This is a genomic window from Sphingobacterium sp. HMA12 (genome assembly GCF_002933815.1).
GTDB lineage: Bacteria > Bacteroidota > Bacteroidia > Sphingobacteriales > Sphingobacteriaceae > Sphingobacterium.
Genome location: NZ_BEYR01000001.1, coordinates 2,099,372 through 2,124,513 on the forward strand (window position 1 = coordinate 2,099,372; position 25,142 = coordinate 2,124,513).

19 protein-coding genes are annotated in these 25,142 nt (G+C 41.0%); 10 read left to right on the forward strand and 9 right to left on the reverse strand.

The window, feature by feature from the left end:
* The first annotated feature begins 153 nt into the window (after window positions 1-153).
* The gene (locus tag HMAT_RS08955; protein WP_233789156.1) at window positions 154-1,476 is read left to right on the forward strand and encodes a hypothetical protein; all 1,323 of its coding nucleotides are present in this window, start codon (window positions 154-156) and stop codon (window positions 1,474-1,476) included.
* 61 nt (window positions 1,477-1,537) lie between these two features.
* Here HMAT_RS08955 and HMAT_RS08960 read toward each other — a convergent pair whose 3' ends face one another.
* Window positions 1,538-2,272: a GntR family transcriptional regulator gene (locus tag HMAT_RS08960; RefSeq protein ID WP_104382381.1), complete on the reverse strand. Its 735-nt coding sequence runs from the start codon at window positions 2,270-2,272 to the stop codon at window positions 1,538-1,540.
* A 97-nt stretch (window positions 2,273-2,369) separates the two neighbouring features.
* Between HMAT_RS08960 and HMAT_RS08965 the strand changes: the two genes are divergently transcribed.
* From HMAT_RS08965 to HMAT_RS08975, 3 genes are all read left to right on the forward strand, one after another.
* Window positions 2,370-3,707, forward strand: coding sequence for a sugar porter family MFS transporter (locus HMAT_RS08965; RefSeq protein WP_104382382.1), 1,338 nt, complete (start codon window positions 2,370-2,372; stop codon window positions 3,705-3,707).
* Between the two features lie 62 nt (window positions 3,708-3,769).
* Window positions 3,770-5,518 carry a class I mannose-6-phosphate isomerase gene (locus tag HMAT_RS08970; protein ID WP_104382383.1) on the forward strand — a complete coding sequence of 583 codons (1,749 nt, stop codon included), beginning with the start codon at window positions 3,770-3,772 and terminating at the stop codon, window positions 5,516-5,518.
* Window positions 5,519-5,551: 33 nt separating this feature from the next.
* Entirely contained in the window at window positions 5,552-6,847 is a 1,296-nt protein-coding gene (locus HMAT_RS08975; protein WP_104382384.1) for an amylo-alpha-1,6-glucosidase, read from the forward strand.
* 209 nt (window positions 6,848-7,056) lie between these two features.
* On the opposite strand, the gene HMAT_RS08980 is transcribed toward HMAT_RS08975, so the two are convergent.
* The 4 genes from HMAT_RS08980 to HMAT_RS08995 form a co-directional block, all read right to left on the reverse strand.
* Window positions 7,057-8,493 carry a c-type cytochrome domain-containing protein gene (locus HMAT_RS08980; protein ID WP_233789157.1) on the reverse strand — a complete coding sequence of 479 codons (1,437 nt, stop codon included), beginning with the start codon at window positions 8,491-8,493 and terminating at the stop codon, window positions 7,057-7,059.
* On the reverse strand, window positions 8,490-9,371 hold the full coding sequence (locus HMAT_RS08985) for a sugar phosphate isomerase/epimerase (RefSeq protein ID WP_104382385.1): 882 nt from the start codon (window positions 9,369-9,371) through the stop codon (window positions 8,490-8,492). The genes HMAT_RS08980 and HMAT_RS08985 overlap by 4 nt, the downstream gene beginning before the upstream one ends.
* Window positions 9,372-9,374: 3 nt before the next feature.
* Entirely contained in the window at window positions 9,375-10,874 is a 1,500-nt protein-coding gene (locus tag HMAT_RS08990; RefSeq protein ID WP_104382386.1) for a DUF1501 domain-containing protein, read from the reverse strand.
* A 116-nt stretch (window positions 10,875-10,990) separates the two neighbouring features.
* Entirely contained in the window at window positions 10,991-13,747 is a 2,757-nt protein-coding gene (locus HMAT_RS08995) for a DUF1553 domain-containing protein (protein WP_104382387.1), read from the reverse strand.
* 527 nt (window positions 13,748-14,274) lie between these two features.
* Here HMAT_RS08995 and HMAT_RS09000 point away from each other — a divergent pair.
* A complete protein-coding gene (locus HMAT_RS09000) occupies window positions 14,275-16,512 on the forward strand; it encodes a glycoside hydrolase family 95-like protein (RefSeq protein WP_104382388.1) in 2,238 nt (745 codons plus the stop codon).
* A gap of 24 nt (window positions 16,513-16,536) precedes the next feature.
* On the forward strand, window positions 16,537-17,538 hold the full coding sequence (locus tag HMAT_RS09005; RefSeq protein ID WP_104382389.1) for a metallophosphoesterase: 1,002 nt from the start codon (window positions 16,537-16,539) through the stop codon (window positions 17,536-17,538).
* Between the two features lie 128 nt (window positions 17,539-17,666).
* Here the strand turns inward: HMAT_RS09005 and HMAT_RS09010 are convergent, their stop codons facing one another.
* Together HMAT_RS09010 and HMAT_RS09015 are read right to left on the reverse strand one after the other, a co-directional pair.
* Window positions 17,667-18,302 (reverse strand): nitroreductase family protein, encoded by a 636-nt coding sequence (locus HMAT_RS09010; RefSeq protein ID WP_104382390.1) that lies wholly within the window; start codon window positions 18,300-18,302, stop codon window positions 17,667-17,669.
* 252 nt (window positions 18,303-18,554) lie between these two features.
* Window positions 18,555-19,532 (reverse strand): DUF6268 family outer membrane beta-barrel protein, encoded by a 978-nt coding sequence (locus HMAT_RS09015; protein ID WP_158655680.1) that lies wholly within the window; start codon window positions 19,530-19,532, stop codon window positions 18,555-18,557.
* A 308-nt stretch (window positions 19,533-19,840) separates the two neighbouring features.
* Here HMAT_RS09015 and HMAT_RS09020 point away from each other — a divergent pair, with 308 nt between their 5' ends.
* Window positions 19,841-20,902 carry a sensor histidine kinase gene (locus HMAT_RS09020; protein WP_104382392.1) on the forward strand — a complete coding sequence of 354 codons (1,062 nt, stop codon included), beginning with the start codon at window positions 19,841-19,843 and terminating at the stop codon, window positions 20,900-20,902.
* Entirely contained in the window at window positions 20,899-21,612 is a 714-nt protein-coding gene (locus HMAT_RS09025) for a LytTR family DNA-binding domain-containing protein (RefSeq protein ID WP_104382393.1), read from the forward strand. The genes HMAT_RS09020 and HMAT_RS09025 overlap by 4 nt, the downstream gene beginning before the upstream one ends.
* Before the next feature lie 28 nt (window positions 21,613-21,640).
* Here the strand turns inward: HMAT_RS09025 and HMAT_RS09030 are convergent, their stop codons facing one another.
* Window positions 21,641-21,880: a hypothetical protein gene (locus HMAT_RS09030; protein ID WP_104382394.1), complete on the reverse strand. Its 240-nt coding sequence runs from the start codon at window positions 21,878-21,880 to the stop codon at window positions 21,641-21,643.
* Between the two features lie 244 nt (window positions 21,881-22,124).
* On the opposite strand from HMAT_RS09030, the gene map reads away from it, so the two are divergent.
* Together map and HMAT_RS09040 are read left to right on the forward strand one after the other, a co-directional pair.
* Window positions 22,125-22,889, forward strand: coding sequence for a type I methionyl aminopeptidase (gene map, locus HMAT_RS09035; protein ID WP_104382395.1), 765 nt, complete (start codon window positions 22,125-22,127; stop codon window positions 22,887-22,889).
* Window positions 22,890-23,608: 719 nt separating this feature from the next.
* Window positions 23,609-24,460, forward strand: a complete 852-nt coding sequence (locus HMAT_RS09040) for an AraC family transcriptional regulator (RefSeq protein ID WP_104382396.1) — start codon at window positions 23,609-23,611, stop codon at window positions 24,458-24,460.
* A gap of 94 nt (window positions 24,461-24,554) precedes the next feature.
* On the opposite strand, the gene HMAT_RS09045 is transcribed toward HMAT_RS09040, so the two are convergent.
* Window positions 24,555-25,109, reverse strand: coding sequence for a cysteine hydrolase family protein (locus tag HMAT_RS09045; RefSeq protein WP_104382397.1), 555 nt, complete (start codon window positions 25,107-25,109; stop codon window positions 24,555-24,557).
* Window positions 25,110-25,142 lie beyond the last annotated feature (33 nt).

Here is a 25,142-nt window from a genome sequence, read left to right on the forward strand (position 1 = left end):
TTTTTTACTTTTGTTTGTACATACATATTGAACAATAACCAAGAAGTTTTAAATCAGAAAGATCAATCCAAAATTGAATGTGCTGGAAATAATCTAACGAATCACCGCGATTGGACTACTGAAATGCAAAAACTTCAATTAATAAATAGTTCCATGAGAAGAAACCTAACATTTTTCGGTCTTACATTTGTCTTATTTAGCAGTAGTCTGTCCGCGCAAAAAAAAATCCCATCGAAAGGAGAGCAACTTAAGCTTGCGCAGACCATTCTAGCCGATCCGAAGTTAAAATATGTGGACAGCTTAGCCAGACAGGTCATCAAAGAAGGATTTAATGCCGGAAGTGGCTACTCGCAGATATGGGCCCGGGACCTCAATACGTTTATTGAAACGGCATTGGAAGAAAGACCGGCATCAGATGTCCGCGGGGCGATTCTATTGTTTTTCCAGATGCAACAGCCCAATGGTGAAATGGTAGACGGCTATGTGCTCAAGAAAGATTTCACTTGGCATGATGATACGCCTTATTATTCAAAAAATGCACCCGATCATGTCGGCTTCAAAAACACTGTCGAGACGGACCAAGAGACTTCGCTGATTCAGCTACTGGGCAAGTATATACAGAAAACCAAGGATTATAGTATTCTTGACGAATCCATTGGTGGACTTTCAGTCAAAGAACGCATACAGCTGATGTTGGATTACCTCAAGCGAGAACGGTTCAATAAAACATACGGTCTCCTCTGGGGGGCCATGACAGCCGACTGGGGTGATGTGCAGCCACATGACGATTTTGGCTGTGACTGGAATGCACTCTCCAATGAAGCCATCGATATATACGACAATGCCATGCTCATCATTGCCTTACAGAACTTAATTGAAATCCACCCCAATGGGGCAAAGACTGCTGGTTGGAAAAAATTTAAAAAGGAGCTTGAAACAAATAGCAGGCACTATCTCTGGGATCATAAGAAGCAGAAATTTATTCCACATATCTATCCCCAGCATTCTCCCCTTCCTAAAGGTTTTGATGAAAATCAAATTCATTACCATGGGGGCACAGCAATTGCGATCGAAGCTGGACTGCTCAAACGAAACGAAATAAAAACGGTCAATAGGCAGATGTTGGAAAATGTCCGTTTGTCGGGCATGCCGAGCATTGGTCTTACACTCTATCCGACCTACCCTGCCGGTTTTTTCAAAGGTTGGATGGCAGCGCCTTATCACTATCAAAATGGCGGCGACTGGACCTGGTTTGGCGGTAGAATGATCCAGCAACTTATCCGCAATGGCTTCTATCAGGAGGCCTACGACGAGTTACAGCCAATGATTGATCGTGTGGTGAAGAACAAAGGTTTTTACGAATGGTACGGTAAGAACGATGTCCCGAGCGGATCGGGCAAATTCAAAGGCTCGGCAGGTGTATTGAGCAAAGCGATCGCCCTACTCCATCAATGGGCCTCAGAAACGGCCGAGTAGTAACATGCAATCGACGGATGAGTTGATCCAGTAGCTTATGACAACTGGATCAATTCATCTATTAATAATCTCTTCGGCTTTCCACAGTATAGGTAAAGCTTTCGGCGCGATAGAATCCCAGATTATATTCAATTGGCTTTCCGGACTGATCAAAAACAAACCGTTTGCGTGATAAGATCGGATCACCGATATTGATTTCGAGTTTGTCTGCGATAAATTTATTAGCTGCAACAGCGTCTATTTCCTCTTGTGAAAGATCTGCCACCACATGATAATCGGCCTCCAATATTTCATACAAAGGACGTTTAAAATCTTCGTCACCTGTCAAGCCAATGCGAGGATGAAAATAAGATGTAAAATAGACGAACGGATCATCTTTTTTACCACGTAGCCGTTCCAACTTTAATAGCTTTTGATCCTCATCGACCGCGAAAAATTTTGTAATGGCCTTATCGGGCACTACCCAGCTCACATGAAGCTCAAAATTCTTGACCTCGATACCCCGGTTTTTCATTTCTTGTGAAAAACTTAACCAATTTTTAGATTTCGAACTGAATTTGGCACTCGCAACCTTTGTGCCGATACCTTTCTTCCGGATCAATAGCTCCTCATAAACCAGCTTATTAATCGCCAGGCGCAAAGTAGAACGGGAAATAGCCAGGCGTTTGGCTAGTTCTATTTCATTGGGCAACATTTTCCCCTCAATATATTCCGGTTGTTTTATCAATTCCCGCAATAGATTTTCTGCTTGTAGATGCAGTGGGACTGGACTTTTGTGATCTATTTTTAAATTCATTACATGATATTGCTTAGGCTAAAGTAAGATTTTTTGGATAATTAAAAAAATAGATATATGTTTGTATGTATATACATATAAAACTAATAAACCAGCTATGTCTAAAAATTTTATCCTTATTTTATGCATTGTTTCACTGGGAGGACTGCTTTTTGGCTTCGACATGGCGGTTATCGCCGGCGCTTTACCGCTCGTGAAGGGATTTTTTGGATTATCTCCCCTGCAGGAAGGTATTTTTGTTAGTTCAGCACTGGTCGGATGCATTATTGGTGTATTCTTTACGGGCTCTTTTACGGACAAATATGGCCGTAAACAAGCATTTATAGTTGCATCGTTGCTTTTCTTATTATCTGCAATTGGCTGCGGATTCAGTCCTAGTTATACTATATTGATCGCGAGCAGGGGCATTGGCGGACTCGGTGTTGGTATAGCTTCCATCGTGGTTCCCCTTTATCTTGCTGAAATATCCCCTAGTAAATTCAGAGGCAGATCAGTTACCTGTTATCAATTGGCGATTACATTTGGTATTCTGATCGCCTATATTAGTAACTATTTCATTCTTCAATTCCATTCCTTGCCGCAGGCGGAGCTTTGGCGTGGCATGTTTTTAGTTGGCGCGATCCCTGCTATCTTACTTAGTATAGGGGTTTATTTTATCCCAGAGAGTCCACGCTGGCTTGCTAAAATTGGGCGAAACGAAGAAGTCGCAGCAATTCGTACCAAACTTGGTTTAACGGACCTGTATGATTCGCCAAGCCCGGCCAAAGGAAATATGAAGGAGCTGTTTTCTCCCATCTACCGCAGAGCATTTCTGTTAGGTCTATTTTTACCCTTATTTTCTCAACTGAGCGGAATCAATGCCATCGTCTATTACGGTCCAAGTATACTGTTGGAATCGGGTATTTCCTTAGCGAATTCTTATCATGCACAATTGTTTTTTGGTGCGGCGAATGTGTTATTTACCTGTTTTGCCATCTGGAAAGTAGATAATTGGGGAAGAAGACCCTTATACATTTTAGGAACATTGGGGGCCACCATTAGTTTGCTTGTAACGGGGTATCTTTTCAGTCAGGAACAACCAAACAATGTTGCATTGATTGTTTCCATCCTACTCTTCTTGTTTTTCTTTGCTTTTTCTATCGGTCCGTTAAAATTTGTGGTCGCAGCGGAAATATTTCCGAATGCCATACGGGCCCGGGCGATGGGAATAAGCATTATGGTGATGTGGATTTCCGATGCGATCGTCGGCCAGCTGACGCCTATTTTGCTCGCATCCTGGGGAGCGAGTTATACCTTTTGGTTATTTGCTTTTTTCTGTGCGATAGCTTTTATCGTCGTGCTGGGATATTTACCGGAAACGAAGGGCAAACCTTTGGAAGAAATCGAAAAATACTGGATTGAAAAATCAAATAAAAAGCAGAATAACGACGCATAACTTCGTTCAATTATCCCCTATTATTTTAGTCATTTTTTTACATACGCAATAAATAACATCTTATGTATTCCAATACTCAAACGACATCTTTTCAATACGACATCTTACCTACATTTCCAGTTCAGGGCAAATTGTCAAACTCTTATCATGAGTTGGTCGATCACCTGATCCAAAATCATATACACTGCATAGATGGGTTTGTTGGCATAAATTGGGAAACACCGGTGCAGCATATCCAACAGGAATTTGTTAAGCGGGGATTAACGGTACGATTTGTTTCCATGGAAACAGCATTGCTCCCTGAAGAAGCGATCGAGGAGAAAGTCGCTCCTTATCTTGGCGGTGATGACCCATTATTCGGAAAAAAAACACCGCTTGAATTGATCACATATTTTGATACGGTCAAATTGGCTGCACTTCAGAAAATGCTAAACCAGGCTACCGACAGTGAATACCTCATTTTTTATGGTCCTGGAGCAGCCCTCCTTGACACATCAGGTCCGGTGATGTACATCGACCTGCCCAAAAATGTACTTATTCAACGCATGCGTGCCGGACTGGCCGGAAATCTGGCCTGTGCAAAACAAACAAGTCAAAAAGAGCTTTATAAACGGTACTACTTTGTCGATTGGGAACTCCTAAACCGACATAAACGGGCCATAGTATCACGCGTGGAGATTCTTGCCGATCAACAATCCGCTGAAAACCTACCATGGATCTTAGGAAATGATTTAAAAGCGACCCTACATGTAATGTCTAAAAATTACTTTCGAGTAAAACCAACATTCGAACCCGGAGTCTGGGGCGGACAATGGATGAAGGAACATTTAACTGGTATTGATCAACAGGTTAAAAATTACGCATGGTCTTTTGAAATGATTGTTCCCGAAAACGGTATTTTACTTGAGAATAAGGGGCTAGTGCTTGAAATTTCATTTGATCAACTGATGTTTCAGGAAAGTTCAAATGTCCTGGGCGCTGCACAGCCACGTTTTGATGTCGAGTTTCCAATCCGGTTTAATTTTCTGGACACTTTTGCTGGCGGCAATCTTTCCATTCAGTGTCACCCTAGTCCAAGTTATGCAAAAGCCGAATTTGGAGAAAATTTCACCCAGGACGAATCCTATTACGTTGTCGACAGAAAGGGCGATGCGCAGGTCTACCTGGGATTTCAGGAGGATATCGATGCGGACAACTTCCGTACTGTTCTTGAAGAGAGCTTCCATACGGGCCAACCGATCGCCATTGACAAGTACGTCCAAAAATTTGACTCACAAAAGCATCAGTTATATTTAATTCCCCATGGTACTGTGCATTCTTCGGGAACAAATAACCTTGTACTGGAAATCAGCGCCACCCCCTACAACTACACGTTTAAGATGTACGACTGGGTACGCCCTGATTTAGACGGCAAGCCACGTCCATTAAATATCGACAGGGCTTTCGCTAACCTTAATTTTAACCGAAAAGGCGACGTTGTCAAAGATACGCTGCTGTCCAAACCAGCGGTTTATACAATCGATACCCAGGCATCGAAAATACATTTGCCGACACATGAAGATCATTTCTATGATGTTTATAGGTACGAATTTGCGGACGAGGTGAAGATTGAGACAAAAGGTCAATGCCATATTATGATGCTTGTTGAAGGGGAAGCGGTGGAACTGACGACCGCCAATGGCATGAAAAAAACCTTCCATTATGCCGAGACTTTCGCTATTCCCGCTGCTGCGCATTCTTATTCGCTCCGCAACCTGGGGACTGTTCAGGCGAAAGTAATACAGTCTTTTGTCAAAGATCATAAATGTTAATATTAAGTATACAACGATAGAAAAAACAGCATTATGAGAAATTTATATTTCGCGTTATCTACTTCATTGTTGCTATTATCCTGCAATGGTGGTAGTAATAAATCCACAGCAAACGGCACACAGCAAAACGCCGTACAGGATAGTAGCTTCCAACTCGTCAAAGATATGGCGAGCAAGGTTATCAAAGCCGGATTCAATGCAGGTGACGGTTATAATGAAGTATGGATCAGGGATTACAATACCTTCATTACTTTAGCAACCAAAGTGCACCCCCACGAGCAGATCAAAGATCAGTTGGCACTATTTTTCAAATTACAGGAAACTGATGGTAATATCGCAGACGGTTTTGTCAAAAAATCCAGTTTAAAGAATGGTGTTTCCGACTATTATACGATCACTAATCCACTGGCTCCGGAATATGCCGCACATAAAAATACGGTTGAAACCGATCAGGAAACATCCTTGATCCAGGCAGTTCACAAATATATCGTAGCAACCAAGGACAGCTCTTTTCTCGCACAAAAAATAGGCGAAACGACAGTGAAAGAGCGGATGGAACAGGCTTTGCAATTTTTAATGGACAAACGCTATAATGGTACCTATGGCCTATTGTGGGGGGCCACAACAGTCGATTGGGGTGATGTGCAGCCAGAACACGATTGGGGGGTCCATTTGGATAAAAACTCGCATATTGCCCTGGATATTTATGATAACGCTATGTTTTTAATTGCTTTAGACAATTACATGGACCTTTTCCCCGATAAAAAAGAAAAATGGGGTAAGGTCAGAACCACAATTGCCAGCAATACCATGAAACATCTTTGGGACGATAAAAATCAAAAATTCATCCCTCACATCTACATCAACGGGTCGCCATTTCCAAAAGATTTTGATGAAAATCAGATCTACTATCATGGCGGAACAGCCATTGCCATTGAGGCAAACCTGCTTAGCAAAGATCAAATCAAAACTTCCCTGGACAAGATGATCAAAAATGTAAAAGATGCCGGAGCAGCTACCATTGGATTAACCGTATATCCGACTTATCCGGCAGGTTTTTTCAAAAATAAAGGCATGTATCCTTATGGTTACCAGAATGGCGGGGATTGGACCTGGTTTGGAGGGAGAATGATCCAACAACTGGTTAAAAATGGCTTCCAGCAGGAAGCTTATGAACAGATCAAACCCATGTTGGCCCGTGTTATTAAAAATAAAGGCTTCTACGAATGGTACACGAAAGACAATAAACCTGAAGGTTCCGGAACCTTTAGGGGCGAGGCTGGTGTGCTTTATGATGCGATCACCTTATTGGAAAATACAGGGAAATAACCCCCAGTATTTATACACAACAAATAAAATAGGGTGTCCAAAAAGATTGGACACCCTATCACCATTTAATTGCTACGACTCACTATCCATAAGTCATATTCCCCATACCTTTTAAGTACTGACTAACTATTGCTTCAGTATAGACTAAGTATTTATTCAGTAGGCGTATCATCAATGGAGAAAACTACTTTGTCTGTACTTTATCATCGCTAGAACCTGATTGTATCCGTAGCGATAAATGGCAATCGGTAATTACCTGTGTCGATGCGCACCTTACCATGTAATGCTTTTAAGGCCATACTGTCCCTATCGTCCGTTTGGTAGATATATACATTTTTCAAATTAGGAATATCTTTTAAATTCGCCAAACCCTTTGCGGTTACTTTTGTTCCCACCAGGTTCAGATACGTCAATTTTTGCAAGCTTTTCAATTGGGACAGGCCACCATCAGAGACTTTTGTATGCTCGAGATGCAAACGCGAGATGGCGGGCATGGATTTTATCGTAGAAAATGCCTGGTCTGTGATCGCGGTATGCCCAAGTTTCAGTTGAACGATATTCTCTTTAATGGTTAACAGTTCCTGGAGATCCTTATCATTAAACTGTGGGTAGTTGATGGCATTGACCAGCACTAGATTATTTTCTTTAGCCACAGGAATGATTTTAATACCTTTTGCCTGCCAGGCATCAACTTTATCCTTTGGTAAATCGGGTGCTTTGGGAAAATCCGCATACAATACCTGCGAAGCTTCCTGCTCTCCTGTTTCCAGCTTTTTCAATATTGCTGCAATTTCCTTCGTCTGTGTGAGTTGGCTCACTCTTTTATCGAAGCTCGCCCCTTGATCAATCCACCAGGCAATCAATTTGATCTGATCGACACTGATAGGTGTACGCCCTTTCGGTGGCATTCTTTTTTTGTGCCCTTCCGGTAATATCAGTCGCGCATACAATTCACTTTCTTTCGAATTGTTGCCCTTCAGCACCTTTCCATTTTCACCTCCTTTTAACAGATTTTCTTTTGTCTGTAAGGCCAATCCTCCCTCCTGTTTCCGATCACCATGGCAGCTCTGACAACGTTGTTTGAGTATGGGTTGTATAATACCGTCATATACGGCAGCCTCTTGTACATTCTCAACAATTAAAAGCTCGTCACTGCTTTCCTCCACACCAAAAGTCTTTTTCATCGCCTGTGGCATAGCTTCAAGAAAATAACCTTTCCCATGTGTTAGGGTACCACCGTAGTGGCCTGTGACTCCCAGTAATATGACCAGGATCAAAAATAACCAAAAACGAAACCATACGATTTTTTTTGACCATTGCAGTGCCGCGCTTTTTTTGCGGTAAAGGAAATAAAGCAGTAGGCTACATACCGCGACCGCAATACCCAACCACTGATGGTAATTGAGTACATCGATTTCATAACCGCCGTTGCGTGAAAGCAGAAATCCCGAAAGAGCAGCAAACACAGCAGCCATACTACCCAATAACAAGGACAATCTAATCGCCGGCAGGTATGGATTTTCTTTTGTGAATCGTTCCAGAAACGCCATCACAAACGCAATCAATAAAATTCCGATGGGTAAATGCACTAAGATGGGATGAAACCGTCCCAAAAAGGCCATCAATTCTTCAAGAAAAACCATCATTCTTTATACCTATCTTTGAGTAAATTCAACATATATACATTTACGGACCATTGATCTGCCACCGGTTGTTGTGTAAAAGGTAGTGTAGGCAGATAGCCTGCCGGACCAAATTCAGTGGTAATGGTCAACACCTTTGCTCCGCTTTGTTTATGTTGGGCGACAATCTCATCCCACCAGGCAAGATGTTGATTGACCGTACTTTTCCATTCCGGTGCCGCAGGATCATTGACCTGAGGCCCTTCAGGATGTCCGATCCGGGCATGGATATGTTCTGTCCGGGCAAGTGCCAAAGAAACGGCTTCAGCTTGATCAGCAAGCAAAGACTCATGTACATTGCACCAGTGTGAAATATCCAAAGCAAGCCTTAAAGAAGGGATTTTTGTTAAATAATCTTTGGTCAGGTGTGCCGCAAAGCTAAATCGACCACGATGTGTCTCATGGTAAACCGGAATATGCTGTTTTTCCATAATCACTTGACCAATGTCGATTAATTGCTTATTCTGTTCAAATGCGTAATATTCTTTACCTGTATGGCAATTGATATAATCCGGTTTTATGCTTGCAGCTTCTTCTAGATTACGTTTAAAACTTTCACGGTACTGCTCAAATGAAGATCCGGAACCACCGGAAAGCAGACCTAAACGCAGACTATATTTTTGCAGGGCATCAATCATTTCTTTTCGTTCTTTTTGATCCCCGGGGAGCCAGGCTTCTACCCCATCATAGCCCGCCTTTTTCACGCGTTCACAAAACCGGTCCCAAGAATCCGCATTTCCCCAATTGGTACAATAGTACTTTATGTGTAATTTCTCTTGTTGCTGTGCCTGAAGTGTATAAAGGTTGGCCATCAGAAGGATTAATACTAGAAATCTTTTCATTCGTTAAATAATAGCCTGTATAAGTTCACCTTCCACATCCGTCAAACGGAATGGTCGGCCTTGAAAGTCATAGGTAAATTTTTCATGGTCAAATCCCAGGAGATGGAGCATGGTGGCATGCACATCATGTACGGAAGCCCTTCCTTCAACTCCAGCAAAACCAATATCGTCCGTTTGCCCGTAGCTGATGCCGTTACGTATACCGCCACCCGCCATCCAGATGGTATAGGCGTCGGTATGATGATCTCTCCCAAGGAATGGCATATCACTATTGTCACGATTCTCCTGCATTGGCGTCCGTCCAAACTCCCCGCCCCAGACAACCAATGTATCCTCCAATAAACCCCGTTGTTTCAGATCCAAGATCAGTGCCGTCATCGGGCGATCAATTTCACGACATTTATTTCGAAATCCAAGATCTATGGAGTCCGCTGCATTTGTACCATGGCTATCCCAGCCCCAGTCAAACAATTGTACAAAACGCACCCCCTGTTCAACAAGCTTGCGGGCCAATAGGCAGTTATTGGCGAAAGATTCCTTTCCGGGTTCGGTGCCATATAATTCATGGATATAAGCCGGTTCATTATTGATATTCATCACTTCAGGTACGGCGACCTGCATTTTATAAGCCATTTCATACTGTGCAATCCGTGATAGTGTCTCGGGATCTTTAAATGTGTCATACTCCGTTTTGTTTACATTATTGATCGCATCGATAAGATTGCGCTTCATATCCCGGTCCATTCCCTCAGGATCAGCAATATACAATACAGGGTCTCCCTTTGAACGGCACTGCACCCCTTGATAGACCGATGGCAGAAAACCGCTTCCCCAGACGCTCTTTCCCGCATCCGGCGTTTTACCCCCAGAAGTCAGCACCACAAATCCCGGTAAATTGCTATTTTCTGAGCCTAGGCCATAAGTCACCCATGAACCAATGCTTGGACGCCCCAATCGGGCACTTCCGGTATGCATAAACAGCTGTGCCGGTCCATGGTTAAATTGGTCCGTATGAACGGCTTTCAAAAAACTGACGTCATCAACCACCTGACTAAAATGAGGCAAATGATCGGATACCCAAGCTCCACTTTCACCATATTGTTTGAAAGACGCCTGTGGCCCCAGCATTTTAGGTACCCCACGGATAAAGGCAAATTTCTTTCCGGCCAAAAGCGATTGCGGGCAGGGTTGATTATGTAATTTCTGCAATGCAGGTTTATAATCAAACAATTCAAGCTGCGAAGGGGCTCCCGCCATATGTAAATAGATCACACTTTTGGCTTTACCGGGAAAATGGGGCGATTTAGGAATCAACGGATTTAAAGCATTCAGATCTAAATTTCCTTTTGATCCGGATGTGTCCCATCCCCCGCAACTTGCCAAAAGACTTCCCAATGCAATACCGCCAATACCAGCGACACAATCTTTTAGAAAATGTCTTCTTGTCACAGCCTTCAATTCAGATTGCTGTGCTTCTTCGATTAATTTATTCAGATCTTTCATTAGCGTCAATCTTTTTTAATAGCACCGATTCTACCATGAATCTATTGTTTATCCCGATTTCCTGTTTTATTCAGCTGCCGGGATTTCATTACCATTATGTATTTTGAATCTATTCTTTATGATTTCGTTAAAAATTCATCCAGGTTCAATAATGCATTTGCAACCAACATATAAGCAGCTTTGGATGATAGCGTTTTTGTATTTTCCTTTGCCAAATCGCTGCCCAGATATTTTGCTGCAGACGCTGGTGTTTTGTTAAATTCCGAGAGCGCTTTTTTGTAGAGCTCCTCAAGGTCGGCGATCTTCTTGGGATCGGCCTCTTTGAGCATCGCCCTCCGATAACCGACACTGATGCTCCTTTTCGTATCTCCTTTTCCTTCCTCTAGCATGATGTTTCCTAAATGCTTTGCCGCCTCCAGGTACACGGGGTCATTGAGTGTCGCCAAAGCCTGCAATGGTGTATTTGTCCGTATGCGATCCACCAGGCACACCTCCCTACTGGATGCATCAAAGGAAATAAAGGATGGATAGGGGCTCGTACGTTTCAAAAAGGTATAAATGCCACGTCTATACTGATCTTCCCCTTCGCTCTTCACCCAAGACTCACCACTATATACAGTCATCCACACCCCATCCGGTTGATAGGGCATGACACTCGGTCCATACATTTTATTGCTTAACAACCCACTGACTGCTAGCGCCTGATCCCGAATTTGCTCTGCAGAAAGCCTAAATCGCGGCCCTCTTGCCAAATAATAGTTCTGCGGATCTTTATCCACGTTATCGCCTTTTAGCGTTGAAGCCTGCTTATAGGTACCTGAAAGGACAATTTCACGAACCAATTTTTTCATGCTCCATTTTTTTCCGTTCATGAGGTCTAAGGCTAGATAATCCAATAATTCACGATGAATGGGCGGTATGCTCTGTGTCCCCATATCACCTAGTGGCTCCACCAGTCCCCGGCCAAACAACTGAGTCCATACACGGTTAACCAAGGTCCGTGCAGTTAATGGGTTCTCTTTACTGACAATCCACTGTGCAAATCCCATGCGATTTCGGGGAGCACCTTTTGGAAATTCATTGAGCGATTCAGGCACCATCGGCTGTACTTCTGCCCCCAGAGACAGCCGGTTACCCCGGATAAATACATTCGTTTTCCGATGCATATCTTTCGGATTTTCAATCATTACGGGCACACTTTCTGGCTGCAAATTAACAAGCTGGAGAAAAGTTCGCTGAAGGTTCAGATTTTCCATGGGTTTTCCAACCGGAAAGTCCTCCCGAAAAGCAAACCATTCAATCATACAAATCGGTTGACCAGCGGCAACTGCTGGATTCTTAAATACCAAAAAAAGATCGTGTACACCACTTGTCGGCGCTATCGCTGCCTGAATAACCTGCCTGCCGGAGGTTTTGGGTAAATCTATATTGGCTAGCAGAGGCCCACCGGGTTTATTGAGATGCACTTCCATTTTTCCGCCAACCGCATCTGTCCAGAAATTCATGAAGAGCTGCCTTTTGCCATCTAGGGTAATTGCTTTTAAACGGGCTGAGCCACCACTGCGTACACCAAGCCATTTTGTATCGTACAAAGCACCGTTTACAATCTGGTCACTATAATGCGCATGAATCTTAGGTTCGAGCGTATGGAGGAACAGATCCGCAGATTTTACCGCATTTCCATCGCCATTGGCTGTCAACCAATGCTTAATACTATCGATACGTTTTTCGTCCTGTGCTGTATAAAAACGTAGTTTTGGATGATCACCTTGTGTATCCTCATCCCGCGTGTTATTGAAAAATGCCAAAGATTTATAATATTCCTCAAATTTAAAAGGATCATAGGTGTGACTATGACATTGCACACACTCAAATGTTGTACTCAACCATACCTGATAGCTGGTATTTAAACGGTCCAGAACAGCCGCCATCCTAAACTCCTCGCTATCCGTTCCGCCCTCATCGTTATTCATGGTGTTCCGGTGGAAAGCCGTCGCGATAAGCTGATCTTTGGTCGGTTGTGGCAAAAGATCTCCCGCCAGCTGCTCAACGGTGAATTCGTCGTATGGCATATCTTTGTTCAAGGCTTTGATCACCCAGTCCCGATAGGGCCAGATGCTACGCGATCCATCTTTTTCATACCCTTTGGTATCTGCGTAGCGCGCCATGTCCAGCCACCAACTGGCCCATTTCTCACCGTATTTAGAGGTAGCCAATAAGCTATCAACTCTACGGGAATAGGCATCATCCCTGTCATCCTCAATAAATGCACGGATTTCATCTAAGGACGGTGGTATGCCGATAAGGTCCAAATAAAGTCTTCTCAACAAGGTGCTTTTATCAGCTTCATCCGAGAAGGCTAGATCTTTGCTCTTCAATTTGGCCTGAACAAAATAATCGATGTTGTTATTCACCCCCTTCGGTTTTATGCCAAAAAGTCCTACCAGGGAAAATGGTTTGGGCACTTCAACCTCTTCGGGTAAAGTATAAGCCCAGTGTTTACCCCATTTTGCACCTTGATCAATCCACTTTTTTAAAATATCAATCTCGTCGTCATTCAGTTTTGGCGCATTATAAGGCATGCGCAATTCAGGATCATCAGAAACCAATCTCTTCATAAACTCACTATGCTCCGCATCCCCCCGAATAATCGCCGGCTTGCCAGACTCAGCTTTAGCAAAAGCTTCATTTTCAAAAAGAAAACTAAGTCCTCCGTTTTTCTTCACTCCACCATGACAGGTAATACAATGTTTATTTAATATCGGTTTGACATCTGCACTAAAGTCTACTGTCTCTTCTTTGCCAAATGTAAATATTGCAAAGCAGGCGATAATCAAGGCCAATAATGCTAACACCATTAATTTTCTATTCATAGCAATAAGGTCTATTCAATATTATTCTGTTATTAGGTTTATTTTTATAATTGTTGTGCAACTCTTCCAATGCTAGAGCTAAAGGAATACATATCAGCAAGCCAAAACAGGCATTGATATCTAACGTTAGTAAAATTAAAGAAGAACGATGGGATATACTAAAACTAGATTAACAGAAACATAAACTATATTACCTCCTCGCAATACAATTTCCATTTTTGTCGCAATTAGTGCCATTTAAGCCCCATTAGCCGCTGATAACATTTTAGTTACGAGACCGCAAGAAGCGATCACTTTTTCTACTTTTAATCCGGAGTTTGGATTACATTCGTTATTGATTAGCGCTATTTGATCCGCGTTTGTGACCAATGGTCGGCAAGACTGCCACATTTAGCAGTTTCTGACGCTAAACTTGCTAGACGACAGACAAGAAGCAACAAGGGTAAAATAGGCTCTAAAAAAGCCTAAATAGTGTCAGACATTTATTGTGTTGCGTGCTAAATTTGTAAACCATATCCATTTAAATTATGAAATACTACTATCTCATCCTTTTATTTTTCATGACAGGTCCTGTTGCTGGACAACCATCCACCACTTACAATCTCAATTTTACGAATTTGGCAACGCGATGGGATGAGGCTATCCCGTTAGGCAATGGCCAGTTGGGTGCGCTAATCTGGAAAAAAGACAATACCATCCGGTTATCGCTGGATCGGGCGGATCTTTGGGATGAACGCAAAGCATTTGAATTAGAAAAACATGATTTTAAATGGGTACAGCAACAGCTGAAAAACAACAGCTATCAGGCAGCTCAACAATGGGGGGATTCCCCTTATGACCGCTCCCCCTATCCGACCAAACTTCCGGCAGCGGCGATGACCTTTGATGCCTCGAAATTCGGAAACGTAATTTCCAATGTATTGGATCTAAAAAGTGCAGTACATACATTGAAATTTGACGACGGAAAAACTCTTATTTCTTTTGTCCATGCCACCAGACCAATGGGGTACTTTGAAATTACAGGTAAAAACATTGCTGATCTTTCACCACAGCTTGTCCCACATCAATACGAAAAAAGCACACATGCCGATGAACAAAAAAGCGTTGTAGATGGCCAAAGCTTAGCCAGATTAGGCTACAAACAAGGAAACATTGTTAAAACCGAAAACGCACAGGTACTGCATCAGGAAACCTATGATCATCATTTTTTTGAGGTTATATTGCAATATAAAAAAGTATCTCCGACCAGACTAATCGGCTACTGGACCATCCGTAACGATCAAAAAGCCATGGCCCAGCCCATTTCGATCAAACAGTATGAAGCAGCAAAAGGAAGCCATATCTCCTGGTGGGCAAACTATTGGTCTAAATCGACCATTTCCATTCCTGAAAAAGACCTTGAAAGGCAATATTACCTGGAGCTTTATAAATTAGGAGCTACGGCACGCCAAGGTGCGCCAGCGATCACACTTCAAGCCGTTTGGACGGCTGACAACGGAGGCTTACCCCCCTGGAAAGGGGATTTTCATAACGATCTCAATACACAATTGAGCTATTGGCCAGCTTATACGGCCAATCGAATGGATGCGGCTCAAAGTTATACGGATTGGTTATGGAAAATCAGGCCGAAGAATCTTGCCTATACACGGCAATACTTCGCTGTCGACGGACTAAATATTCCGGGTGTGCTTACCTTGAACGGCTATCCCATGGGTGGATGGATCCAATACTCCCTATCTCCCACAGTCAGTGCATGGACAGCTCAACATTTTTATTGGCATTGGAAATATGGAATGGATCGCAATTTCTTAAAAGAGCAGGCTTACCCGTATATCACAGAAGCGGCAACCTACTTAAAAAATATAACTTATCTCAAAGATGGGAAGCGTTATCTCCCCTTAAGCAGTAGTCCAGAATACAATGACAACAGCAGGGCAGCCTGGTTTGAGCACTGGACAAATTTTGATCTTAGCCTAGCGCATTACCTATTCGATATTGCCGCAGAGGTCAGCAATGCAAATGGTAAAACAGAAGCGGCTAAAGAATGGGCCAAATGCAGTGCCGAATTGCCTAATTTTGCAACGGATGAAACCGGCCTACAGGTCGCGGTAGACCTGCCTATGAAACATTCCCATAGACACATGTCACCTTATATGGCTATTTATCCATTGGGAATACTTGACATCAATAATGCACGGGACAAATCGTTGATTGAAAAATCGCTTTCACATTTAGAGCAATTGGGCACACGGGCCTGGGTGGGCTATTCATTTTCATGGATGGCTTGTCTCCATGCAAGGGCAAAACAAAGTAAACAAGCTGTTATGAACTTACAGAAATTTGCACATAATTTTTGTTCCATAAATTCCTTTCACTTAAATGGTGACCAAAATGGAGGGCAGTATTCTGACTTTACCTATCGCCCTTTTACGCTCGAGGGAAATTTTGCATTCGCACAGGGTATTCACGAATTATTAATTCAGAGCAAAAATGATTATATCGAAGTTTTTCCGGCCACCCCTGAGGATTGGAAAAACGTATCCTTTAAAAATCTGAGAACTGAGGGCGGATTTATTGTCAGCGCTGAGAAGAACGGCGGGAAACTAACATCATTGCGCGTAACTGCCAATCAGAATGGTGTCTTCCGTATCTTTGAAAAGACAGATCTTCAGGATCTTTCAAGTAAAAAACCGTTATCAAAAAACAATTATATCCAATATATTAAATTGAAAAAAGGCCAAACGATTCAGCTAGGCAGCATCTAATTAAATCTGTATTATCAAGAAAGTATGATCAACCGAAAAAAATTCATCCGACTGGGAAGTATAGGAATAGGCGGCATATTAGTCAACAAGAGCCTTGCCAGTGCGTCTATTGCGTCGACAACAGACAATGTGTTTAAAGCTGAGGGCATTAAATTTGGCGTGATTGCAGATCTTCATAACGATCTTATGCACGATGGTTTACGTCGTGCCAAACTCTTTATCGAAGCCATGAAAAATGAAAAACCCGACTTTATAATTTCCTTGGGTGACTTCTGTTTTCCCAAGGCAGAGAATAAAGAATTAATGGCGGTTTGGGATGGCTTTACAGGGGAAAGACACTTTGTAATCGGCAATCACGATACAGACGGCGGTTTCACAAAACAACAGGTTACCGATTTCTGGAATAGCCCAGCACCTTACTATTCCTTTGATAAACAAGGCTTTCATTTTGTCATCCTAGACGGAAATGAGAAAAGCCGGACAAAAAAAATTGAAGGTTATCCACGCAGTATCAGCCAACAGCAACTGGAATGGTTGAAAAAGGATATTCGAAATACTAAAAACCGGGTTATCATCTTTTGCCATCAAGGCTTGGACAATGACGATGGCGGACTGGAAAATGGCATGGCAGTGAGGTATCTATTGGAACAGATGAATATTGAAGCTGGATTCAATAAAATTTTACTTGTTCTTACTGGTCATCATCACCTCAATTACCATAATGAGATTAACGGCATTCATTATGTACAAATCAATAGTGCCTCCTATTACTGGGCTGGTGATACATTTGAAAGCAAAGCGTTTGATGCAGATTTCTATAAGAAACATGGTATTTTAAGAAGAACATTGGTCTATCAGGATCCTATCTGGGCAACGGTCAGTATAGATCACAAAAAGAATATCCATATCCAAGGGTCTGAAACTGACATGGCTGGAATACCACTAGCACAAGTGGGCATTGATATTTATAAAGATGTATATCCGATTAGTGCAAAGATCGATAGCAGACATCTGCGTTACCGATGAAAACGTTAGTTTCATCAGAATAGCTATTCATAATGGCCAAAGAGTGTGCGAAAGTTCTCTTTGGCCATTTAGGAGACGAGTCCATTTGCTTATTCACTAAATAATAGGAATAAAATGAGTTTAAGATCTTAAGGTAATTCGATTAAAAACTCCGTTTTGGGCAGTCTAAATTTTTTCAATTTCAGCAACCAATCTTCTTCACCCAAACGATAACCTAATGGCAAGAGAACAACACTTTTTAAGCCTCTTTTATCTAATCCCAATAATTTATCCAATTCATCGTTAGAAAACCCTTCCATCGGTGTGGCATCTACTTTCAATTCTGCAGCTTGCGCGATGGCCATTCCAAAAGAAATATAAGCTTGTTTAGCGGCATGCGCTGCCTGTTGTTCTTCAGTAAGTGCAGCGAACATCTCTTTCAACCTGTTTTTATAGTCATCAGTTGTGTCCAATGGCAGGCCTCTATGATTGTTCATATGGTCAAATGTCGCATCAATACGTTCATCTGTGTATTTATCCCATGCTGCAAAAACCAAAAGATGTGAGCTTTCGGCGATAATCTGCTGCCCCCAGGCGACGGGCACAATCTGCTCTTTTAACTGTTGATCTGTAATCAACACGACCCGGAAAGGTTGCAAACCCGAGGAGCTTGGAGCCATACGTGCTGCTTCGATAATTTTATCCACGTCTTTCTGATCAACCTTCCTTGTTGAATCGTATTTTTTGGTCGCATAACGCCATTCAAGGGTTTCTAATAATGCCATTTTCTTTTCCTTTTTTGCTTTATTATTTATTCAAATGCCTTATTGCAGGCTTAGTGTTACTTAAATTTGGTAAAAAAAAATTAAATCTGGAAAGCAGTATACACACGATTAACCTTATTTTAATTTCTAATTATAAAATAAATATAGCAAATATTTAGATGTTCAAACACTAAAAGGACATAAATTACTCAACAAACTCAGTAAATCTTTGTGCCCCCTTGTCAAATACCTTTGTAGAAGATCAGCCCTTCACTAACGTCTTTTTTTCGCAAATGGATTAAAAGAAACTCCCGCATTGACATAAAACGATGGGTCCGCAGAAGCTTCCCATACATAATTATTTTGTCGTTCACTTTTTTCAAATATCCTTGACCTCGAAATGGTCTTCATTCCAGATCTAAGCGTTGCAATAAACGATCTTCCCAAATTATGTTCGTAGGTCAATCCCGAGTTGATCTCCATCTGACTAAAGGTATACACCTTGTCTGATCCCAAAAAATCATAGAGGTAGAATGTCTTCGTACTGAGATCTGTACCTAAAGAAAGGCGACCATTTCGCAACATTGTTTTTCGGACGTAGGCGGCTTTAGGTAATAACACATCTACCATCCAACCATTACGATATTGCTGTTTATAGGTAAAGGTTGGAACAATGGGGATAATTGCCGCAGGATCAACAAATCCAAGTAAACCAATTGTCATTTGTACATCCCGTGTTGCTTTTAGTACCCATGTTCCTGTCAGCATTCCGCGCATCCGTTCAATCCCTTTATCGCTTCCATCCGTCATGAAACTGGCGGAGTAAATAACCATTTTTCCAAATAATTTTGAAAAGTAAGAGAAATTAAGTGATTCGTAATGATAATGGAAATCCTGTGTACGCCTTCTTAGCGGTTGTGTGCTTAAATCGGATTCTTGTACATTAAATGAAGTATACTGATAGCCAAGACTAGTACCTAATGTCCAGCTACGCCGGTTTAAAAAATTGACATTCAAGCTCCCGCCAGTCTGATGGAATGACTCCACCTTGCCTTGCATATTAGCGCCACCTTTAGCGTTGGATGAATATTTGTACCCGCCATTATATTCATAACTTAGATTTAGCACCCGCGCAGCAGGAAATTTGTCGGCCACAATGGCCTGTACTTTTTGTGGAATACTATCTTTGGTCTGTGCGGAACTGCTGCATACAAGAGCAAAGCTCCCAAACAACATTAGGTTCTTTTTCATGTGGATATTTGTTTTTGTCTATCTTTTCTTTTTTCACTTAAAGGGCAAGCCGAAAACTGCTCTTTCGGAAATTAGAACAGAGTAGTCAACTTGTTACAAGAATAGATCAATCGGCAACGCTCATTTTGTTTTTTATACAAAAGGGTCAATATTTTATACGAAAAACATGCGGTATTAAAACAGCTACTGCCCTACTTACCACATGAATTTATTTTAGTATAAAAAAAAGCGGTGTTCGTATAAAAGAAAACCATTTTGAAACAAAAAAAATTACATTTGCGGAATTAGGCTCAGTAATCCATATCAATATGCAAGACTGCAACAACCGTATTGTTTTACGTTACTTAACGGAAAAGAAATTCAGGCTTTTTAGACATGGCTTATTTTTGATCGGTCTGCTTATTCTTTTTGCCAATGCCAATACAAATACGCAGTTTCTTGGCAATTATAGAACCTATTTCTCCTTGGCACTTTGGACGGTTTTCGTTGCCATGTTTTATATCAATATGTACGTATTGATCCCACAGTATTTTTTCAAGGGAAAATATGAAATCTATATTGTATTGCTTATTCTGCTGGTGACTGCGAGCCTGCTTGTTGTCATGCAGATCGCAATCTATATCTTTAGCATCCATATTCCCATCATTGAAAGGCAACGGACCAATACCATGAGTTTTGTAAGTGGTTTATTTATCTGCATCCCCATTATCCTGACCACCACGACGTTTAAACTTTTTAAACGTTGGATCGAGGACAATAAGCGAATTTCAGATTTGAAGAACTTGGCCCTAACAACAGAGTTAAATGCTTTAAAGAATCAGATTCAGCCACATTTCCTATTTAACATGCTCAACAATGTGAAGGCCCTGATTCGAAAAGACCCTAATATGGCCACCGAGGTTATCATCAAACTCTCCGATTTTTTGCGGTACCAACTGTATGAAAACGATGCGGATAGAACACTCTTAAAATCCGAAATAAATTTTATTTTCAATTTTTTGAAACTTGAAGAAATACGCCGGGATAATTTGAAAACATCAATTTCCTGTGCTGCAGAACTCGAAAAACAAAGTATTTTTCTACCACCACATCTTTTTACCGCCTTTATCGAGAATGCGATTAAACATAGTGTCAATATACACGATGAAAATACCTTTATTGCCATTCACTTTAGGCAGACAGATGGGCAACTTTGTTTTGAATGTGAAAATTCGAGCGATCCAAATTTTTCAAATAGCCATCTTAAGTACGGTGGATTAGGGTTAGTCAATACCAAAAGAAGACTGGATTTGCTATATAGCGATAATTACGAACTTACCATATCAAAAAATGACTTGTTGTATCAGGTGAAATTAAAAATTCCAATATGAATTGTATCATTGTAGATGATGAACCCTTAGCACGGGAAGAAATGAGAAATCTGGTCGAAGAAATTTCATCCATCGAAATCCTCGGCGAGTTTTCGAATGCTTTAGCTGCCATGGAATATCTTGCAACGGGATCTGTTGACCTTATTTTTCTGGACATTGAGATGCCCACCGTCAACGGACTGGATTTTGCACAGTCCTTACCGAAAGATGTCCTGGTGATACTGACGACAGCTTATACACAATACGCGTTGCGGGGCTTTGAGCTGGATGCACTTGATTACCTGCTTAAACCAATAAAAAAAGATCGCCTCGCCAAAGCAATAGATAAAGCGTTTACTTATAAAAATTTGCTCAATTTAAGGGAAAATCAAAGCAGCTTTGAAGATGCGAATGAAGATGCTGTATTTATCAAATCGGACCGAAAATACTACAAAATCTTATTTAGCGATATTCGATTTATTGAAGCACTCAAAGATTATGTGGTCATCTATACCCGTACCAACAAACTGATTACAGCAATGAATTTAAAGACTATTCATCTAAAACTACCGACCCATATATTTGTTCGGGTCAGCAAATCTTATTTGATCAATTTGTCCTTTATTGATTCTTTTGACAACCACACGATATACATTGACAAATTCGAAATCCCGATTGGCGAGATTTATCGTGAGCTGTTTTTTAAGCAGTATACAGGCGGGCTATTGTAAGACCATCTGTACTGTGATCTGAATAGGTCTAAGCGAGTACAAAGCGGTCCAGAAAATCCACTTTTATACCATGCCTATGCAGCAAAGCTGTTAATAGATCTACAGAGCAGTCTTCTGTCTCTACCCGAAAGATGGCGTCTTCATCATCCAAATCCAAGGTAGCCGACTGTATCTGTGGTAAGTGGAGCTTTAACAACTGCATCAAGAACGTCTTCTTCTCCTTTGTTCTTACAGAGCTTTTAAAAATCAATATCTGTTTCGCCTTCATTTTATAAATTTAAAATTGTACCCAAAATTCGATCGCTTCTCAGTTTATATTCATCCGAGATTTTACAAATTTATTATTTAAGGCTATCGCCAGTTGAGATTTTATACGAAAGCAGGCGTTTTTTATACCAAAACTCCCGTAAATCTTCACACAACCGTTATCCTGCTTTTCTTTATCGGATTATCTGTTTTTTTTAAGACCTTTGCTTATCTTTAATTTAATAAGCAAAACAAAAAATAGCGCAATGTCTATTACCAACGAGAACGAATTGACCGGAATGCAAAAAGCGAGTGCGGCAGTCGCCAAAACGCTTAAAGCGATGTGCGACTATGCCAAGGTAGGCATGTCAACCAAAGAATTAGATGAATATGGAGCAAAGATATTAGCGGAATATGGCGCCAAATCAGCACCAGCATTGACCTATAATTTTCCAGGTTGGACTTGTATCAGTGTGGACAACGAATTCTGTCATGGCGTTCCTGCTTCGGACCGCTTATTACAGGAAGGAGATCTTATTAATATCGATGTATCAGCCGAGCTGGATGGTTTTTGGGCTGATAATGGGGCGTCCTTTATAATCGGTCAGGATATTCACAATCACCAAAAATTGGTAGACGCCTCAAAGGAAATACTTCAAAAAACCATAAAAAATATACGTGGTGGCGTTAAAATTGCAGACATTGGTCAGCTCATGGAAACAGAAGCAAAAAGGAGAGGTTACAAAGTGATCAAAAATCTAGGTGGCCATGGTATCGGACGTAGCCTACACGAAGAGCCAGATGAGTTGCTCAATTATAAAAATAGATTTGACCAAAGAAGGTTTAAGAAAAATTCCATCGTTGCTATCGAAACCTTTATTTCCACCACCTCCACTTATGCTACTGAATTAAATGATGGCTGGACGATGGTTGGCGACAAAGGAGGTTACATGGCACAACATGAGCACACCATTATGATTACAGATGGCGCCCCAGTAATCTTAACGGCTGAAAATGGCATTTTCAGTTAGGCGTTATATCCGGAAAGATCTTTTTCAAGATTATTAGGATCAATATCTTTCCGGAATAACTTTTCTAAAAAATTCCTTTTTAAGCAAGCGTCTCTTCTAAGCCCAGAAGACTTATTTGAACTGTCTTTATTCCCTCAGACAAAGAATTAATTCATCTAATTTTTTAATTGATTTCACCATCATCGTGAACATCTTCTTATCCAGATTAAAAGAAATGGATATCGCTGAAACAACAATTCGCGCCTCATATCCTCCATTTTTAGAGAAATAACATATTCCTTTTTTTCATTATCTTAACTTTGTCTTAAATAACTTCTATTGAAACAATCAAAAATATAAGGGGCCTCTCTTGACGAGAAAACCCCCAAATAATATATTTTTATGGCTAACTAGATTATTCCAAAAAGTACCAAATAGTTCTCTTAAAAAAAGAGAGGTGATGCGGATTTCCTAACTATTCAAGTGGGATGAACATCTATATTTAAGTTTGTCTATTTGATTATGATCATAAAGGTAGATGAATTCTTTCAATAAAAAAGTGACGAAAGTCACTTTTCACCTAAATTCTGAAATTATTTCAAAAAATATTTTTATCCCAACTGTTAAATGGATTATAAGGAGTCCAATACGACGATTATATGGACGCCAGATTGCGTCTACAGATCTCTATTTAATTTAGCTTTAAGATGAGTACTTTTGATGTATAAAGTAGACTGCTATTGAAAACGATAAAATTCCATAAAAGCGAATGTGGTGTTGAATTCCTATTAAACGTACTCAATCAAGAGGAAACGGACTATACACACCATGAGACCTATCATAAAGATTTTTTTGAAATTGTGTTTTTCAAAAAGGCAAAGGGACGTTTGCGATTAGGGCAGGAAGTCATCGAGTTAACGGACAACAACATTATCTTTATTTCTGCCTTTCAGAAACATACCTGGGAACTGGATCCCACGCATCTGGAGTTCACGACATTGATTTTTCAGGAGGATTTTCTCAATGAATTTTTCGCAGATAAGCTTTTTACGTATCGACTGTTGTATTTCTATCAGCTACGCCATACTGTAAAAATAATGGCAGACGATCTGCATCTATCTAAATTTTACACGCTCCTTGCGGAAATAAAATCAGAGCTTGTTCACACACAAGCAGACAGTGCACATATTATCCGCTCTTTGCTTTATTATCTACTACAGACCCTGAATCGAAAATATGCCCGATTAAATGGACTTTCTTTACAAAAACCCGAGAATAATTTTGCGTATCAGTTCAAGAGGTTGCTCGAACAGCATATTCAACAGAAACAGCGGATCAACGAATATACGGCACTGATGGGTGTTAGTCGCATCACACTGAATCATGCCGTTAAAGCACAATTCAATACCACGGCAACGCAATTGCTCAAACAGCGGTTATTATTTGAAGTGCAGGAGTTGTTGATACATTCAGGCAAGTCTATCAGTGAAATTGCTTTCGAACTGAATTTCTCTGAGCCCAATCACCTGATGCGTTTTTTTAAAACCCAAACAGGAAAAACCATCAGTACATTTATTCAGGAACTGCGGTAAATGTTTATTGTTGGTTGTCCATGGCCGGTTATCTCTATTAATTGTAAAAAAGGCTGACAGCAAGCAACACTGCTATACTGTCAGCTTAGATCATTTAGTTGTGTGCCAGATAGGTTTCTGTTGTCTGAATTTCTGCATAGAAAAATTCTAATGCTGCAAGAAAAGCAAGGTGTACATCGTCGGCTTTCACCGTAACATCATTAATTTCCAGATCACGTGTTGCACAGGCATCCTCTATTACTGTGCATGGGAAGCCAAAATCAACCGCTGCGCGCGTCGTGGCATCGATACACATATGCGTCATCATGCCAACAACAACGAGTTCAGTAATTTGATTGGCTTTCAGGTGATCAAAGAGTTCAGTTTCTCTAAAACTATTTGGAAAGTGTTTTTGGATCACTTTCTCTCCCACTAGTGGTTTAACGTTGAGGTGGATATCAGCAGCAACGGTACCTGCTATAAAAAATGGCATTTTCGCAGGATCAGGAGAAATATGCTGAATATGGATAATAAGTGCTTCTCTCTCCCTAAAGCGACTGATTATTTTTCCGGCATTTACACTTGCGGCGATAGGATTAACAAGTTCCATTCCGCCATTTTCAAAATATTCATTTTGAATGTCTATCACAATTAACGCTGTAGTATTCATCTGTTATATAGTATTATGTTTTCGTTATGACAA

Bases quoted from the DNA above. Each gene is read 5' to 3' on its own strand.
- HMAT_RS08955 (WP_233789156.1), top strand. From the start codon at position 154: ATGAGAAGAAACCTAACATTTTTCGGTCTTACATTTGTCTTATTTAGC.
- HMAT_RS08960 (WP_104382381.1), bottom strand. From the start codon at position 2,272: ATGAATTTAAAAATAGATCACAAAAGTCCAGTCCCACTGCATCTACAA.
- HMAT_RS08965 (WP_104382382.1), top strand. From the start codon at position 2,370: ATGTCTAAAAATTTTATCCTTATTTTATGCATTGTTTCACTGGGAGGA.
- HMAT_RS08970 (WP_104382383.1), top strand. From the start codon at position 3,770: ATGTATTCCAATACTCAAACGACATCTTTTCAATACGACATCTTACCT.
- HMAT_RS08975 (WP_104382384.1), top strand. From the start codon at position 5,552: ATGAGAAATTTATATTTCGCGTTATCTACTTCATTGTTGCTATTATCC.
- HMAT_RS08980 (WP_233789157.1), bottom strand. From the start codon at position 8,493: ATGATGGTTTTTCTTGAAGAATTGATGGCCTTTTTGGGACGGTTTCAT.
- HMAT_RS08985 (WP_104382385.1), bottom strand. From the start codon at position 9,371: ATGAAAAGATTTCTAGTATTAATCCTTCTGATGGCCAACCTTTATACA.
- HMAT_RS08990 (WP_104382386.1), bottom strand. From the start codon at position 10,874: ATGAAAGATCTGAATAAATTAATCGAAGAAGCACAGCAATCTGAATTG.
- HMAT_RS08995 (WP_104382387.1), bottom strand. From the start codon at position 13,747: ATGAATAGAAAATTAATGGTGTTAGCATTATTGGCCTTGATTATCGCC.
- HMAT_RS09000 (WP_104382388.1), top strand. From the start codon at position 14,275: ATGAAATACTACTATCTCATCCTTTTATTTTTCATGACAGGTCCTGTT.
- HMAT_RS09005 (WP_104382389.1), top strand. From the start codon at position 16,537: ATGATCAACCGAAAAAAATTCATCCGACTGGGAAGTATAGGAATAGGC.
- HMAT_RS09010 (WP_104382390.1), bottom strand. From the start codon at position 18,302: ATGGCATTATTAGAAACCCTTGAATGGCGTTATGCGACCAAAAAATAC.
- HMAT_RS09015 (WP_158655680.1), bottom strand. From the start codon at position 19,532: ATGAAAAAGAACCTAATGTTGTTTGGGAGCTTTGCTCTTGTATGCAGC.
- HMAT_RS09020 (WP_104382392.1), top strand. From the start codon at position 19,841: ATGCAAGACTGCAACAACCGTATTGTTTTACGTTACTTAACGGAAAAG.
- HMAT_RS09025 (WP_104382393.1), top strand. From the start codon at position 20,899: ATGAATTGTATCATTGTAGATGATGAACCCTTAGCACGGGAAGAAATG.
- HMAT_RS09030 (WP_104382394.1), bottom strand. From the start codon at position 21,880: ATGAAGGCGAAACAGATATTGATTTTTAAAAGCTCTGTAAGAACAAAG.
- map (WP_104382395.1), top strand. From the start codon at position 22,125: ATGTCTATTACCAACGAGAACGAATTGACCGGAATGCAAAAAGCGAGT.
- HMAT_RS09045 (WP_104382397.1), bottom strand. From the start codon at position 25,109: ATGAATACTACAGCGTTAATTGTGATAGACATTCAAAATGAATATTTT.